Annotated in this window: 14 protein-coding genes and 2 tRNA genes; 12 read left to right on the forward strand and 4 right to left on the reverse strand. The window is 55.7% G+C overall.

From position 1 onward, the window contains the following. The first annotated feature begins 57 nt into the window (after positions 1-57). Positions 58-612, forward strand: coding sequence for an LAGLIDADG family homing endonuclease (locus IEY52_RS17245; protein WP_189004652.1), 555 nt, complete (start codon positions 58-60; stop codon positions 610-612). Here the strand turns inward: IEY52_RS17245 and IEY52_RS17250 are convergent. The 3 genes from IEY52_RS17250 to IEY52_RS17260 are packed head-to-tail and all read right to left on the reverse strand — an operon-like array spanning position 555 to position 2,113. Beyond that, on the reverse strand, positions 555-1,025 hold the full coding sequence (locus IEY52_RS17250; RefSeq protein ID WP_189004654.1) for a ubiquitin family protein: 471 nt from the start codon (positions 1,023-1,025) through the stop codon (positions 555-557). The genes IEY52_RS17245 and IEY52_RS17250 overlap by 58 nt on opposite strands. Then, positions 1,022-1,627 carry a TetR/AcrR family transcriptional regulator gene (locus IEY52_RS17255; RefSeq protein ID WP_189004656.1) on the reverse strand — a complete coding sequence of 202 codons (606 nt, stop codon included), beginning with the start codon at positions 1,625-1,627 and terminating at the stop codon, positions 1,022-1,024. The genes IEY52_RS17250 and IEY52_RS17255 overlap by 4 nt, the downstream gene beginning before the upstream one ends. A 24-nt stretch (positions 1,628-1,651) precedes the next feature. Next, the gene (locus tag IEY52_RS17260; RefSeq protein ID WP_189004658.1) at positions 1,652-2,113 is read right to left on the reverse strand and encodes a DUF6194 family protein; all 462 of its coding nucleotides are present in this window, start codon (positions 2,111-2,113) and stop codon (positions 1,652-1,654) included. A gap of 210 nt (positions 2,114-2,323) precedes the next feature. Here IEY52_RS17260 and IEY52_RS17265 point away from each other — a divergent pair, with 210 nt between their 5' ends. Then, a complete protein-coding gene (locus IEY52_RS17265; protein ID WP_194510050.1) occupies positions 2,324-3,244 on the forward strand; it encodes an NAD-dependent epimerase/dehydratase family protein in 921 nt (306 codons plus the stop codon). Between the two features lie 67 nt (positions 3,245-3,311). Next, a tRNA-Leu gene (locus IEY52_RS17270) sits at positions 3,312-3,398 on the forward strand. Between the two features lie 120 nt (positions 3,399-3,518). On the opposite strand, the gene IEY52_RS17275 is transcribed toward IEY52_RS17270, so the two are convergent. Next, complete coding sequence (locus tag IEY52_RS17275) at positions 3,519-5,342, reverse strand: hypothetical protein (RefSeq protein ID WP_189004662.1); 1,824 nt, start codon at positions 5,340-5,342, stop codon at positions 3,519-3,521. Positions 5,343-5,490: 148 nt separating this feature from the next. On the opposite strand from IEY52_RS17275, the gene IEY52_RS17280 reads away from it, so the two are divergent. The 9 genes from IEY52_RS17280 to IEY52_RS17320 all read left to right on the forward strand — a co-directional run bounded on the left by IEY52_RS17280 (position 5,491) and on the right by IEY52_RS17320 (position 15,559). After that, positions 5,491-6,522, forward strand: a complete 1,032-nt coding sequence (locus IEY52_RS17280; RefSeq protein ID WP_189004664.1) for a S66 family peptidase — start codon at positions 5,491-5,493, stop codon at positions 6,520-6,522. Positions 6,523-6,724: 202 nt separating this feature from the next. Further along, positions 6,725-7,336 (forward strand): NAD(P)H-dependent oxidoreductase, encoded by a 612-nt coding sequence (locus tag IEY52_RS17285; RefSeq protein WP_189004666.1) that lies wholly within the window; start codon positions 6,725-6,727, stop codon positions 7,334-7,336. Positions 7,337-7,388: 52 nt separating this feature from the next. Further along, a tRNA-Met gene (locus IEY52_RS17290) sits at positions 7,389-7,465 on the forward strand. Positions 7,466-7,549: 84 nt separating this feature from the next. Beyond that, on the forward strand, positions 7,550-7,771 hold the full coding sequence (locus tag IEY52_RS17295) for a hypothetical protein (protein WP_189004668.1): 222 nt from the start codon (positions 7,550-7,552) through the stop codon (positions 7,769-7,771). A gap of 100 nt (positions 7,772-7,871) precedes the next feature. After that, positions 7,872-9,995 carry a polyribonucleotide nucleotidyltransferase gene (gene pnp, locus IEY52_RS17300; RefSeq protein WP_189004670.1) on the forward strand — a complete coding sequence of 708 codons (2,124 nt, stop codon included), beginning with the start codon at positions 7,872-7,874 and terminating at the stop codon, positions 9,993-9,995. 114 nt (positions 9,996-10,109) lie between these two features. Next, the gene (locus IEY52_RS17305; protein WP_189004672.1) at positions 10,110-10,430 is read left to right on the forward strand and encodes a hypothetical protein; all 321 of its coding nucleotides are present in this window, start codon (positions 10,110-10,112) and stop codon (positions 10,428-10,430) included. Between the two features lie 261 nt (positions 10,431-10,691). Beyond that, a complete protein-coding gene (locus IEY52_RS17310; protein WP_189004674.1) occupies positions 10,692-12,935 on the forward strand; it encodes a hypothetical protein in 2,244 nt (747 codons plus the stop codon). Then, positions 12,929-14,509, forward strand: a complete 1,581-nt coding sequence (locus IEY52_RS17315) for a carboxypeptidase regulatory-like domain-containing protein (RefSeq protein WP_189004676.1) — start codon at positions 12,929-12,931, stop codon at positions 14,507-14,509. The genes IEY52_RS17310 and IEY52_RS17315 overlap by 7 nt, the downstream gene beginning before the upstream one ends. 177 nt (positions 14,510-14,686) lie before the next feature. Next, on the forward strand, positions 14,687-15,559 hold the full coding sequence (locus IEY52_RS17320; protein WP_189004678.1) for a PhzF family phenazine biosynthesis protein: 873 nt from the start codon (positions 14,687-14,689) through the stop codon (positions 15,557-15,559). The last annotated feature ends 558 nt before the right edge of the window (positions 15,560-16,117 follow it).

Consider the following 16,117-nt stretch of genomic DNA (forward strand, 5'->3'; position numbering starts at 1 on the left):
TTTCAATAAGGAATTCCAGGTATTTTTTTATCCACTCAATTGTTTTAAAACAAAAACATGAAAGCAGATTTATCATTGACCGAAATTGAAATCGCCTGGCTTGCTGGACTTCTGGAAGGAGAAGGGAGTTTCATGGAAGCTCCCCCCAGTTCTCCCAACAGCCCAAGATTGGTGGTGTCCATGACAGATCTGGATGTCATCGAGAAAGTTGCAAGTCTTTTTGGAACCCGCTACATCAAAAATGACCGCAGAAATCCAGAGCGCTGGAAAACCTGTTATGTAGTTAAGCTTTCAGGAACCCCTGCCATGCAAATGATGAAGCTGGTGCATCCTCACATGGGTGAAAGGCGCAGAAAAAAGATTGAAGAAATCCTGGAAAAATACGCTTCTGTGAAGCCAAAATACAGATTGACCGAATTGCAGGCAAAAGAGATCCTCTCCCTCAAAGGCACCCAGCCCGCCAGAGAAATCGCCCAGCAATTCCCGCTCCACATCAAAACTGTAGAGCAGATCTGGAGCGGGAAACGCTGGCCCCAGTTGCAACAAGCTGCGAATCAAACTCCTTCTGAATGCTTAAACCACCTGATCCAGAGCAGCACTGGAAGTTCCTGATCCTGATGCTCCCAGCCCAGAATCACCACATCCCTGTTTTCCATTTCCCACACTGCACCACCCATCATGTAAGGCAACTCTGGTAGAGCGGCATGTTCGCCTTCTCCTGACCATTTCGGGTCACCCCATGCCTGGATCGCCAATTGCAGGATTTCCTGATGCTGCTGTTCCATCAAAGTGTAGATTTCATCCAGATCATCAAAACGGTCCTCTTCTGGTTCGATACCGTCCAGAAAGCAAATAGCCGAAGCCACTTCTGCATCTAAAATTTCCACTTCTATCTGAAGACCCTGAAAAACAAATTCGAGTCGTCCATCAGGATTTTCAAGCTCCTGTAGGGGCATCTGGCAAATTCCATCTCGCATGAACTCTACGATGTCCTGCAAAATCTGAGGATTTCTGATCCTGTTCATGCCTCAAACCGCCCCAGTCCCACATCCATCACCGCCCCGACGGTCTCCTCTACCTGCTCTGGGGGCACGAATCCCAGCAGCATCAGGTTGGAGAGGCCCTGCACGGTGCTCCAGAGGGCCAGCACCTGAATGGCCGGGTTGTCTGCACGCAGGGCTTTGAGGGCCTGGGCTTCCAGCACCAGCTGGGAAAGCAGTTCAATGGCGTCCTGGCTGACTTCCCGGATGGCACTGCTCATGTTCTGGAAGTTGCACACGTCGGTGCGGTTGATGAACTGGAATTCGGTGGGACGTTCCAGAGCAAAACGGATGTAGGCCTGTCCCAGCACTTTGATTTTCTGAACGGGATGGGTGCCTGCTGGCAGGGCCTCCACTGCGTTTCTGAGGCTCTGGGAGAGGTTGCGCAGGCATTCGATGGTGGTGGCCTCGATCATGGCCTCTTTGCTTTCAAAGTGGTGGTAGGGGGCGGCGTGGCTGACCCCGGCTTTTTTGGCCACTTCCCGCAGGCTGATCTGGGCCAGAGGGGTGTTCTGGGCCAGGGACAGCAGGGCTTCAATCAGGCTGTTCCTGAGCTGTCCGTGGTGGTAGGGCCTGGATCTTGACATTGTCCGTATTCTAAACCTGCACACTCACTTTTCTTTGTGGTGCTGGTGATTGTACCTGCGCACTGCAATGCCATGGGCTTCTGTCAGCAGGGGTTTGATGTGCTCAAACGTCTCAGGGCCGGGATTCAGCACGCAGATCCAGGACATGGCGGCATAAATGGGGTGGGGCATGATCTGGTCCAGTTTTGTGAAATCATGCCCGGTCTGCACCACCCCTGACCCTTCTGGCAGGGCAGGTTGCTGTCCGAACATGGCTTGATAGGTCTGCGGCCTGACCCCGAGGTTCAGGCGGTAAATGCCAGGGCGGCTCAGGTCGGAGGCCTGATCGTGGGCATCTGTGGTCACCAGGGTGGCAAACGGCATCCTGTAATCTGCAGGCACAGCAGGATCGGGATGGTAACAGAAGAAATGCGTCTGGTCTGCTTCCAGAACTTCCACACCAGGGAGGAGGTCGGTGAGGGTTTTGCTGAGGGTCTGTGCATCCATCTGTGCCTCCATAAAACCTTCAGAGCAAGAACTGTGTCTTTGCTCTTTTGTGCAGAAAGGTGATTTTCTGTTGCTCCCTGCTTCCATCATCCATGAGCATTCTGAGAGAAGTTCGGGACAGGATCTTTATTTTTTCTTCATCTGAACAAATCCACGCTGTCAAGGGCTTTGCAGGTGATTCTGCATCCAATCGGTGCTACTGTTTTGAGGATGAACATGCAGGTGGTGCTGGGGGCTTCTGGGGCTGTGGGTCAGGCCGTGATTCGGGAATTGATGGCCCGCAATGCCCGCGTAAAAGCCATCACCCTGAAAATGCCTGCTGCTGTGATTCCGGGTGTGCAGTATGTGCTGTTCAACCCCGGTGAATTGAAAAAACACCTGCAGGATGCCCAGACTGTCTACCACTGCGCAGCACCCCGCTATGGGCGCTGGGTGCTGGATTACCCTGTGCTGCAGCGCCAGCTTCTGACTGCCTTGCAAGGCTCTAAAGCCACCCTGGTTTATGCAGACAACCTGCTGATGTACGGGGTGCCCAGGGCACCGCTGGAAGAAACCCACCCCCACGGCACCGAACAGGCCAGGGGCAGGCTGCGTTCCCAGCTGGCCCAGGGCTTATTGACTGCCCACCACGAAGGCCACGTGCAGGTCGCGATTGCCCGTGCATCCACCCTGTTCGGGTCAGAAGTGCATTCCTCCTGGACCAATGTGGATTTCTTTCAGGAGGTCCTGAAAAAAAGCACCCTGCGCTGGCCCGGAAACCTGCAAAAGCCCCACAGCCTGACCTACGTGCAGGATTTTGCACGCGCGCTGCTTTTGCTGGGACAGGGCAACCGGGGCATGGGCGAAGTCTGGCACATCCCCACCGACCTCACCTGCACCGCCAGCGAACTGTCAGACCTGCTCTCCAGGCTGCTGCAAAAACCCATCCGGCCCCATCAGGTGCCCCAGCTCAAACTCTGGCTGCACAGCCAGCAAACCTCGGAGCACCCCAGCCCCCTGGACCTGGCTTACCAGTTCAACACCCCCTTCATGGTGGATGGGCGCAAATTTCAGGACGCCTTCTCCTTCAAACCCACCCCAAAGCAGCAGGCCCTGCAAGAAACCCTGGACCGCATTCGCCAGTTCAGGTAGGCACTTTGATGGGTTGACCCCCTCGGGTTTTGTTCTATAATGACTAACGCATCAAGACCAGACCCCTGCCGGGGTGGCGGAATCGGTAGACGCAGCAGACTTAAAATCTGCCATCCGCAAGGGTGTACGGGTTCAAGTCCCGTCCTCGGCACCAAAGTTCCCTTCTGAAACCCAGAGGGGACTTTTTTATTGCTGCCACACGCAGCAAATCTCCATTTCAACAAGAAACCCTCTGGAAACAACATCTCCAGAGGGTTTCTTGTTTCAACTGCCTTCAGGGTTTGGGTTCAAACACCCCGTTGAAGATGACAATGTTCCATTTGCCATCCACGAATTTGACAAAGTAGGGCCGGGTGATCAGACCCAGAGGTTTCTCGTTGCCTGCGGTGTCGATGGTGTACAGGTCGCCAGGACCCAGACGACGGACGATCAATTCTCCGTTGGGGCCGAGGGCGGCAATGACGTTGGAAACACTGGTGAAAGTCTTGCGGACTTTTGCACCCGTGGGCAGGCGCAGCCACACCTGACGGTTCCCATTGCTGTCGTAATCGGTGTAGGCGGCGTAACCGTTGTTGACGGCATAATCCACCCCGATCTCTGCTTTGCCATTGAGCCGGTAATTGCGCAACAGAATCTGCTGGGTGCCATCAAAGAGGGCAATGGCCACCCCGGTGCTGTTGGACACCGGGTACACATCATGGGTGCCGTCGGTCAGTTTGGGGGCAGACACCAGCCGTCCATTGGGGGCCAGATCGCCTGTGAGGCCTGTACCCAGGAAGGTGGTGGTGTTGGTCTGCAGGTTGCGCAGAAAGGTCTGGCTGTCATTGGTGCGGTAGGCAAGGTAATATCCCGACACCGCATACCAGTTGTGGCCTGAAGGGGTCAGGTTGGTGCCGGGATCGCGGCTGTCGAAAAGCCAGCTGATGCCTCCTCCCAGAGGGCGGGTCCGGTAGATCACGCCATCCGGGAAGAGTTTGCCTCCGATGGGCACGCCGTTTAAAGGCAGGGTGAGGGTAGTGTCCACACCCGTTGCAAAACTGCGGTATTTCAGTTTGGTGGTTCCATTGGGCACAGCTTTGGTGTACAGCACCCGTGTAGCATCCACATCATAAATGGTGCCCGGCACCAGCATTTTGGTGTTCAGGCTGGCATTGGGCACATACACCTGGAAGTCGTATTTGAGGGTGTTGCCTCCAGGATCGTCTGCAATGACCGAGACCGGATAAACCTGCCCTGCAAAAGCCTGCATGTCCACACTGCCATTCACCGAACCCACCCCGCTGAGCACAGGCACGGTGTTGCGTTTGACCGTGATGCGGCAACTGCCACTGTCATCGGTGCAGCTGGCATTGACTGGAAAGAAATCAGCAGCCACCAGGTAAGGATCATCCAGGGAGTAATCCACATTGAGGGCTGGGTTGCGGTCTGCAATGAACTGGTACAGCCGGATCTGCTGGTTGCCTTTCACATCTTTGACTTTCACCCAGATGCGCTGCTCTCCCCTGGGCAGGCCTTTCAGGGGCAAATTGCCACTGTAGAGGTTGGTGCCTGTTTTACTCAGGGTGGTGGAGGGTCCATTGGGGACGCTGGCCGTGACTTCCACCACTTCATAGGTGGAGGTCACATGGACGCTCACGATGTCATATGAGAAGGCCACATTGGTGGTGAGCTGAATGACATCCTGGCCTGCGGTTTTTGGCGTGAGGTTCAGGGCAACCTGTCCGGTCAGGGCTGAATTTTCGGTGGAGGTGGCCTGCAAGATGGTCTGCCCCGAACCCGTGGTGGGAGCCGTAAACGTGGCATTCTTGCCTCCGCTGACTGTGCCTGGACCAGAAACCACTTTCCAGGTGACTTCACGGGTGATCAGGCCCAATTGCTGCGGCACGGCGTAGAGGGAAACCGTTGAACCCAGTTCCACCACTGTAGAACTGACCTGAATGAACACCTTGCTGTTCTGAATGGCCTGGGGCATCACCAGTTCATCTGTCGCAGGGGGCTGGGTGGCCTGTATGGTTTGCGGTCTGGGAACCTGGGCACAGGCCGTCAACAGCAGCGCGAGAAACAAACCCTGTTTGATCTTCCCTGGTTTGAACATCATTTGCAGCATTTTTCTGACCTCCGGATTCAGCGCATCAAGAATACAGGGCATCAAAAACAGAACTAAAATGCAATTTCTGGTGCCCCCCCATTTTACCTGAATGCGCTTTTTGTTCTGTGATGTTTGCATTTTTTGTTAGGCTGAGAACATGTTCATTAAGCCATTACATCTTGATTCAGATGCCACCATTGCAACAGTTTCGCTGTCTTCAGGATTTGTCACCGAGGTTCTGCACCGATATGAGGCGGCAAAACGCCAGATCAAGCAGGCTTTTGGCTGGCAGGTCCGGGAAACCCCCAATGCTTTCAGGGGCTCTGAATACCTGTACCGCAACCTCCAGGCCCGGGCAGACGATTTGCACTGGGCCCTTTGCAACCCTGACATCAATGGCATCATCAGCATCATTGGCGGAGACGATTCGGTGCGACTGTTGCCTTTTCTGGATCTGGACCTGATCCGGGCACATCCCAAAGTCTTCATGGGATTTTCGGACAGCACCATCACCCTGATGCAGTTTCTGAGGGCTGGCGTGGTGGCTTTTCATGGTCCTGCCATGCTGACCGATCTGGCAGAACATGGCGGCCTGCATCCTTATGTGCAGGCTTCTGTGGCAGAAACCCTGATGCAAACAGATTCGTTGCACTTCTCTGCTGCTCCAGAATGGACCGGGCAAAGGGTGGAATGGATGGATCCTGCTCTGCAGGAACAGAAAAGGCAATTTGAGCCTTCTGAGGGCTGGGGGTGGTTGCAGGGTGAGGGGTGCGTTTCCGGGCACACCATCGGAGGGTGCATTGAGGTGCTGGACATGCTGAATGGCACTCCAGGCTGGCCTGCCCCTGAACTCTGGAAGGGGTCTGTGCTGTGTCTGGAAACCAGTGAAGATGCCCCTCCTCCGGCACAGGTGGGGTACTGGCTGCGCAATTTTGGAGCACAGGGCATTCTTTCAGGGGCAAAGGCCCTCCTGCTGGCCCGACCACACCGCTATCCTGCAGAATGGGTTCCCGAGCTGTACCAGTGGGTCAAACGGGTGCTGCGGGAGTACGGGCGGGAAGACTTGCCTGTGGTGGCCAACATGGATTTCGGGCACACCAGTCCACAGATGGTTTTGCCTCTGGGCATTCAGGTTGAGGTGGATGTTTCCAGACAGAGCATCCGCATGCTGGAAGCAGCTGTGCTGTAAAACCAGACGAGCGTGCTTCAACTGCATGTCCCTTTGCCTTTATCTTGACAATGTAAAGTTTTAACGCTATCTTGACAATGTAAACATTGCAGGACTCGAGCAGAAGGTTCTGCTGTCTTTTCCATCTTCCACGTTCCAAAAACCCAGCCATCCCGCTTTTTCTTTAAAAGCGAAACCTCGTTTTTGTCTCTCGGAGGCCCCCATGAACACCCTGGTGATTCTCGGACATCCCAACAACAGCAGTTACTGTGCTGCCCTCGCTGAAAACTATGTCAAAGGCGCAGAAGCCGCCGGGCACACCACCCGTCTGCTCAGACTGGCAGACCTGAACTTTGACCTCAACCTGAAAATGGGTTACCAGCGAAAACAGCCCCTGGAACCCGACCTGCAGGAAGCCCAGAAACTGCTGTTGTGGTGTGACCATCTGGTGGTGGTTTTTCCAACCTGGTGGGGAGCGCCCCCTGCTGTGCTGAAAGGCTTTCTGGACCGGGTGCTGCTGCCAGGATTTGCCTTCAAGTACCGCAAGGATTCTGTGCTGTGGGACAAACTGCTCGCAGGCCGCACCGCCCGCATCATCGTGACCTCGGATTCCCCAGGCTGGTGGATGCGCTACCGCCATGCGGACCCCGCCATCCGCCTGATGAAACAGACCACCCTGGAATTCTGCGGTTTCACCCCTGTGAAAGTCAGCCGCATCGACAGCATCAAGTCCCGCAAACCCGAAGCCCTGCAGAAAGGCTTGCTGGAAGCACAAAAAGCCGCCCGGATGGATGCTGGGTTGCAACGCAGCAAGCTGCGTCCCTCCAGGGCTTGACGCAGTCCAGAGACCATGCTATTATTCTCTTCGCTCCAAGTGAGCGAGGCAACGCGGGGTAGAGCAGTCTGGTAGCTCGTCGGGCTCATAACCCGGAGGTCGCAGGTTCAAATCCTGTCCCCGCAACCAAAAATTTCCCCTGACTGAAAGGTCAGGGGTTTTGCTTTGTATGTTTGATTCACCTTTTTGACCAGGATCGTGTAAATTATTCGCATGTCCACATTTTCCAACTTTCAGCAATTCACCGTGATCTGCCCCGCCGCCGACCTCTCCAAAGCCTTCCAGGGCACCATCAACCAGTTCGCCCAGATTGGCCAGCAGAGTGGCAAGGCCCGCAAAATCGTCAATGTGGAACACCAGGTGGCTTCCCTCAGCGAAGACCGCGTGGTGCTCAGCGTGATCTTCTACTTCAACGAAGACGAAGCTGGAAACTGAGCTTTTCCAGGTTCCTGGCCCCCTGTGAAAAACAGGGGTTTTTTTGTGCCGCATCTTCCCCAACAGGCAAAATTTCCATGTTGGTGTAGACTAAGGGGCAATGACAGGAAACACATACAAAACGATGTTGGGCTCTCGCGAACTGGTGATTGAGACCGGTAAACTGGCGAAGCTCGTGAGCGGTTCCGTCACCGTACGATACGGTGACACCATGCTGCTGGTGACGGCACAGGGATCCACCAGACCCTCCACCCTGGACTTTCTGCCCCTGACCGTGGAATTTGAAGAGCGCCACTACTCGGTGGGGCGCATTCCCGGTTCCTTCCAGCGCCGCGAAGGCCGCCCTGGTGAGAAAGCCATCCTGGGGGCACGCATCACCGACCGCCAGATCCGTCCGCTGTTCCCCAAGGGCTTCCGTCAGGAAACCCAGGTGATCATCACCGTGATCAGCGCCGATCAGGAGAACCTGCCCGACGTGCTGGGCGCTGTGGGGGCTTCTGCCGCCCTCTCCATCAGCGATGTGCCCTGGGCTGGACCCACCGCCTGTGTGCGGGTCGGTCAGATTGATGGCCAATTCGTGATCAACCCCACCACCACAGAAATTCAGAACAGCACCATCGATCTGGTGGTCGCTGGCACCAAAGAAGCCGTGATGATGGTGGAAGCCGGAGCACACAGTGTGGATGAGGAACTGCTGGTTTCGGCCATCGAGTTCGCCCACAAAGAAATGCAGCCCCTGATTGCCCTGATCGAGCAAATGAAAGCCGAAGTTGGCAAAGAAAAATTCGAGTGGAATCCTCCTGTGGACGCCCTCGCAGAAGTCTACCCCGCATTTAAAGAAGCCGCGATTGCCGCTGGCCTGAAAAATGTCCTGCTGACCGAGGGCAAAAAAGCCCGTGGCAAAGCCCTGGATGAACTGCAGAGCCAGTTGATCTCTGCACGCGTGCCTGACCTGACCGCTGAAGGTGCTGCCGAACAGGTGGCCCTGCTGCAAACCGCTTTTGGCAAGGCCCAGAAAGAAGAACTGCGCCGCATGATCATCGAAGATGACCTGCGCGTGGACGGACGCAATGGCCGCCAGGTGCGCCCCATCTGGATCGAAGCCACCCCCCTCCCCCGTGCCCACGGCAGCGCCATTTTCACCCGCGGGGAAACCCAGGTGCTGGGCACCACCACCCTGGGAACAGGCCGCGATGAAATCCTGATTGACGACCTGGGCACCGAAACCGGCGACAAGTTCCTGCTGCACTACAACTTCCCCCCTTACTCCACCGGTGAAGTGAAGCGCATGGGGGGCCAGTCCCGCCGCGAAATCGGACACGGCAACCTCGCCAAACGCGCCATCCGCGCCATCCTGCCCGAATTCGATGATTTCCCTTATGTGATCCGCGTGGTCGGTGACGTGCTGGAAAGCAACGGGTCCTCCTCCATGGCCACTGTGTGTGCAGGATGCCTGAGCCTGATGGACGCAGGCGTGCCCATCAAGGCCCCGGTGGCCGGTGTGGCGATGGGTCTGGTCATGGAAGGCGAGAAGTACCGCGTGCTGACCGACATTCTGGGTTCTGAAGATGCCCTGGGAGACATGGACTTCAAGGTCTGCGGAACCGCTGAAGGGGTCACCGCCCTGCAAATGGACATCAAGATCAGCGGCATCACCCCTGCCGTGATGCGTGAAGCACTGGCCCAGGCCAAAGAAGGCCGCCTGCACATTCTGGGCAAAATGGCCGAAGCCATGCCTGCCACCCGTCCTGAACTCTCCAAATACTCCCCCAGAATCCTCACCACCAAGATCAACCCCGACAAAATCGGTGTCATCATTGGCCCCGGTGGGAAAAACGTGCGCGAACTTGAAGCCATGGGTGCACAGGTCACCATCGAGGAAGATGGCACCATCCGCATCTTCTCCGCAGACGCTGCAGCAGCAGAAGCTGTGCTGAAGCGCGTGCAGGCCCAGACCTATGAGGGCAAAGTTGGCGACGAATTTGACGGCACCGTGGTGAAAATTGCGGCCTTCGGGGCGTTCATCAATTTGTTCCCCGGTCAGGACGGCATGCTGCACATCTCCCAGATCAGCGAGCAACGCATCGAGAAAGTGGAAGACGTGCTGGCCGTCGGAGACAAAATCCGCGTGAAAATCGCTGGTGTGGACGACCGCGGCAAGCTGGACCTGATTCGCCCCGAACTTGAGGGCAAAATCAAACCCCGCGCCCCCCGCAGAGGCTAAAATGCATATCCAGAGGTCAAGAATGCTGAACAAAGAAGCCTGTCCCATCCAGCTGAACCTTCTGGATGTCTCTTCTTGCCCTCAGCCCTCGGCCCTCAGCCCTCGGCGGTATTCATGAGACCCCAGTTCTTCACCGCTGCCAAAATCCTGCGCAAGGCCCGTGAATCTGCCTTGCAGGGCCGCACCGAGGAGGCCGTCAAAGAGTACCAGCGGGGCATCAACCTGCTGAGGACCCTGCCCCCTGAGCATGCCCGCGATGTGCTGCTCTCCCACCTGTATCTGGCCCACTACCAGACCCTGGTGCTGGAGGAGAAAACCCGCGAGGTGGCCCTGGAGTCTTTGCACCTGGGCGTGAGTTATGCCCGCAGCACCCGTGACCCCCTGGCCCGTGCCGTGGCCGAAGAATGCATGTCCGGGGCGAGTGTACAGCTGTAAACCACTTCATCAACCTTTAATGAATGCCTGTGGATGTTTGCCACAGGCGTTTTTTTGCTGGTTTTTCAGCTCTGGGAGCGTTTCACGGACAGAAAGCCTACCCTTGTCAGTCACAGATTTTTAACATGTTGTCCTTTAAGTTGAAGAAAGCATCTTTTGACGCTTTTTGCTCACGCTGCCCAACCCTGTGAACCCCTTCCTGGTGCATCTGCAGGGTGATTTGATGTGGTGCAAAAAGGTTCGATTGCATCTGGAGGTCCCATGAGACATTTGATTTCCCTCACCACAGGTCTTGCCTTGCTGCTGGCCGCCTGTGGCAGCCCCACGCCCCCACCCACCGAACCCGTGGTGGCCCCCAAAGTCAACGAAAAAACACGGGTGGTCACCGAGGAAACCCGCAAAGCCCTTTCCACTTTTTCGTTCACCAATGCAGCAGCCTGCAAAACAGAGCCCGATCCGGTGAAGAACCCTGGAGCAGATCCGGCACAGTGCACCGCCAAACTGGTGTTTTCCAAAAGCACCCCCTACCTGGCAAACCTGAAGGTGGGGGAACTGATGGTCAGTGAGCCCGGACCGGGTGCACCTTACGGCTACCTGCAAAAAATCACCAAGATCACCCCTTCTGGCGGTCAGGTCATTGTGGAAACCCAGGCTGCCAGTCTGGATGAAGCCCTGATTGAAGGGGAATTTGATCAGAAAGGCACCCTGGGTGCGGCAGATCTGTCTTCGCTTTCTCTGAAGGCCGGGGTGGTGCCCAGAGGCCTGGAGAAAAATGCCATTGATCCGCAGGCCCAGTCTTTCAACCTGAATATCAACACCGTGCTGTACGACCAGGACGGCAACGAAAGCACCACCAACGATCAGGTGCGCCTGAAGGGGAACTTCAACCTGACCGTGGACGATGGCCTCTCTTACAGCCTGAAATGGAAAAAAGTGCTTGGAGTGCCGATTTATCCGAACGGGATTTACGTGCGGATGGCCTACGGTTTCAACCAGAGCGCCAATGTCCGTGTGGAAGCAGAACTTTCCACAGGCATTGAAAAGGAAATCGAGCTGGCCAAGTTCACCTTTGAACCCATCACTTTTTTCATTGGTCCGGTGCCAGTGGTGCTGATTCCCAGCGTGAGGGTCACATCAGACCTGAAAGGCAACATCTCCGCAAAAATGGCCTTCGGGGCCAGTGAGAGTGTGGTGGCGCAGGCAGGCTTTGAGTACAACGATGGCTTCCACGACATCACCAAATTTGAGAAGAACTTCAGCACCTTTGCCGAGGTCTCTGCCATCAAAGGCACTGCAGAAGTGGGCCTGAACCTGCAAGGGGAAATCCTGTTGTATGGTCTGGTGGGACCTTACGCACGGGTGCGGGGCCTCGTTGCCCTGGATGCTGCTGTGCCCAGAGACCCGGTGTGGACCCTGAACGCAGGACTCAGGGGTTATGTGGGCATCCATGCCGATCTGCTGGTCAAAACGCTGGATTACGACAAGGAAATCTTCAAGCAGGATTTTGAAATTGCTCGCTCTGCCAACCAGAAACCCACCGTGAACTTCAAGAGTCCAGCCAATGGGCAAACCTACAGCCAGAACGTCAAAATTGACAACATCTGCTTCACCATGGACGACCTGGAAACCAGCAACCTGCACCTCACCCTCAGCAGCAACCTGGATGGACAGCTGGTTTCGGCAGATGTTTCGCGGGGCAATTTCAGCAGTTACTGCCTGCCTTCCCGCAGTTTCAGCACGCTTGGCACCCGCACCCTCACCGCCACCGTGACGGACAAGGGGGGGCTGACCGCCACGGACACCCGCAGCATCGAAATCATCAACAATCCGCCTTCGGTGTTGATTGCCAAACCCACCAGTGGAGCCAGTGTGTACATCGACACCCCTGTTCTGCTGAAAGGGGCTTTGCTGGATGCCAATGAGGAACTGGATTGCACCCGCTTCACCTGGAAAAGCAATGTAGGTGCAGATGAGCTGCCTGCCAACAACTGTGGCACCCCCACCGCCACCTTCAAGACCCTGGGAAGCCACACGCTCACTTTAGAAGCACGGGACAGTCAGAATGCCCTGGGCACCACCTCCATTGCCGTGAATGTGGTGGCCCAGCCTGCCAACCTGCCTCCTGATGTGGTGATCACCGAACCCGAACAGAAACCCGGCATCATTCCCAAGCTGCCTTTTGCAGGGGGCACCATGACCATCAAGGGCACCATCACCGACCAGGACAGCGGCAACATCACATACACCTGGCAATTTGGCTACCTGCAGAAAAGCGTGGGACCCAAATACGCCGTGATCGAGAAGAAAACCGTGCTGCTGGTGGGCAAGAAGCTGGACCTCTCCCTCACCATCAAACCCTCGGATTTCCTGCCTGCCAAAACCACTGGTGAATTCCCCTGCTACGAGGTGGACCCCTCAAACCTGACCCTGATGCTGGTGGCCAACGATGGCATCAACAGCAATGTGGTGTTCAGTGTTCCCCTGGAAAGAGGCCCCGGATGCTGACCCGAAATGCGATCCCCATGCTCTGTGTGGCCCTGCTGGTGGGCTGCAAAGGTGGAGAAGGAACCCCTCTACCCTCCGCTCCGGGTTTCAACCTGCAGCTCAAGGATTCCGTCATCACCCTGATGCAGGGAGACAGCAAAGACATCCTGGTCACCATCCAGCCTGAAAATGGCTTTGCTGCCGATGTGAACTTTACTCTGGTGCAACCCAGCGCAGACAAACTGACGGCTTCTTTTGCACCCAGCAGCAGCAAAACCCAGACCAAGCTGACCATCAAAGCCCCCATGGAGCTTCCGGTCAACACCTATTCCCTGTTCATCAAGGGCACTTCTGGAAGCCTCAAGAAAACCTTTGAATTGAAGGTCAACGTCACCAAATCTCCCCTGATCACCGTGGGAGGCAAAATCAAAAACCTGATTGGAGGAAACATTCAGGGTGCAACGGTGCGCATCCGGGGGTTCAACAACACGGAAAGCACAGACACCAGCGATGCCTCTGGAAAATTCATGATCAAGGGGGTGCTGGCCCCTTACACCGCCACCGTGCAACTGTCAGACGGAGAAACCCACACCTTCCAGACCCTGAATCTGCCCAACCCCACCCTGAACCTCTTCAGCAGCAAGGGCATCATCTCTGCCACAGATGTGACAGTGGCAGGCACCCTCTCTGGCGGAGCAGGCGTTCCCAACCCGATCAACACCGTGTCTCAGGTGGTGTATGCCAGCATCACCGAAAACCTGGGGATCAAAGGATTTTCGCCGGGTCAGGGCGGCCCTTACACCATCAAGTTGACCCAGCTCAATGAAAAAGTGGCTGAAGGACAGGTGTTTGCCTTGCAATGGCAGGCCAACCTCAGTGGGGCCACCAGCATTCCCGTCACTTACACCGGATTTGGAACCAGCAGCAAATTCATCTCGGGTGGTGCCAGTGCCACTGGAAAAGACATCAGCCTGGATCCCGTCAGCCAGTCGGTGCTTTCCGGCAACGTGAACCTTCCCCTGCCTGCGGGCCTGACGCTGGTCTGGAAAAGCCTGGGCGCTGCACTGGTGCCCCGTGGTGGTTTTGTGCTGGCTGCAGATTACTCCAACAGCACCAGTTTCACCTACGCCATTCCCACCCCGGACATCCTGAAAAACCGCTATGTGCTGGCCGTGGGGGCCGTCAGCGACAGGGGAAGCGGCCTGATCCTGAATCGAGCTGGCCTCAGTGCGGCCCAGACCCAGCCGTTCACCCTGAAAGCTCCTCCCTTCCTGACTGCACCTGCAGACACCGCCACCAATGCAGGCAATGTCCTGAGCTGGAACAAGGGCACCTTCACCAGCCCCTTCTTTGTGGTGCGTTATCAGGACCTCCTGGGAGCCACCCGTTACGTTTACACCACCAGCACCAGTTACGCTGCCCCGCTGGAAAAAAACATGCAGTACACCTGGAACCTGATTGCACTGGATGGCTTTGCCAATGCAGATGCCTTCGTACAGGAAGACGCACTGCCTTTCGGGTATCCGAATGCAGGCAGCATGCTGGATTTTGATTTCGGAGCCAGCAAAGAGCAGACCTTCACCACTGCGCCTTAAACCCTTTGATCTGGAACACGCCTCCCAAAAGGGAGCGTGTTTGTTTTGCATCTGCCCTGTCCCTCAGTTACAATCCCTGATCCTGACTCCAAAACCCGAAATTGTTATTTTCGGTACGTCAATGTCCCGAGGCAAACAGCCTCAAATTCCCGCACACTGGTCTGTGAAGGAGTTTTCATGCCTGATCTGAAGTTTTACACCCTGGATGTGTTCACGGACGTGCGTTTTGGAGGAAACCAGCTGGCTGTGCTGTTTGGAGCCGAAGACCTGAAAGATGCCCAGCTGCAACAGATCGCCCGTGAATTTCAACTGGCCGAAACGGTGTTTCTGGTGCCTGCTGAAAAAGAGGGCGACTGGCGGGCCAGGATTTTCACACCCGGACGGGAAATGACTTTTGCCGGACATCCCACCATCGGGACGGCTTTGTTGCTGGCTTTTCTGGGGGAAACCGCTGGAAAAGACCAGGTGCTGCTGGAGGAAATTGCAGGTCTGGTGCCTGTCAAATACCGCTGGGAGAATGGGCAGGCCGTTTATGCTGAATTGACCTCTCCCAACCCACCTGAATTCCGGGAACCAGAAGCCACCCCTGAGCAGGTTGCACAGGTGCTGGGCCTCCAGCAAAAGGACATCGTTACCCTGGAAGGGGTTTCTTGTGGCACGCCTTACTTGCTGGTGGAGGTGAACTCCAGGGCAGCTTTGCAGAACATCCAGTTCAATTTGCCAGCCTGGGAAAAGCATCTGGAAAGCAAGTGGGCTGCCAACCTCTATGTCTTTTTTGTTGCCCCGGATGAAATTTATGCCCGCATGTTCGCTCCCGAACCTGGCCTGCTGGAAGATTCAGCCACGGGAAGTGCAGCTGTCACCCTGGCTGCACATCTTGGGAAGCGCACAACAGAAGACCTGGAATCCAGCTGGGTGGTGCATCAGGGCATCGAGATGGGCCGTCCCAGCCGTCTGGACATCACTGCCCTCAAGCTGGGGGGTAAGGTCACCGAAACCCGGGTGGGGGGGTCTGCTGTGCAGGTGATGGAGGGCATCTTCAGAATCTGATTCCCATCTGGTCTAAAGCCTGAAAAACCAAAACAAGGTTCTGGAGGTGTCTTGCGGTCTCCAGAACCTGGGGGTTGTGTCTGAGAGGACTTTTGAGAGGGTCTTGGGTTGCTTGCGGTCTGTTTTTAAGTGTTGGTGCCTTCTAGAGGAGGGTTTAAAGTCTGGAGGGGTGTTTCCCTCAGCGGGTCATGGGGGAATGCTGCAGAGGATGTGGGCCAAGATGCACCTTTCTGGGGTTCTGGATTTCGCTCTTGCAAGCTTGATCCTGTTGTACCTGAAGCTGCGTTAACAGAGCGTTAACCCCTTCCATGACCAGAGAACTTCAGGAACATTTCAGCAAAAAGCTGGCTCCAGAGAACAGAAAAACCCACAGATCTGAACCGGGTTTAATTTCTATCCGGATTGGGTGCTTTCATTGACCTTTGAATCTATTCAGCGAGTATGCACTGATATTCTCAGGAAAATACCAAGATTGGCTTAACATCTCAGGATTCATGACAGGAAAGACCATCTTCTGGTTTAATTTGTCATGTTTTTTCGTCTAGATCAAAGGTTGAC

Source organism: Deinococcus roseus (genome assembly GCF_014646895.1).
GTDB lineage: Bacteria > Deinococcota > Deinococci > Deinococcales > Deinococcaceae > Deinococcus_C > Deinococcus_C roseus.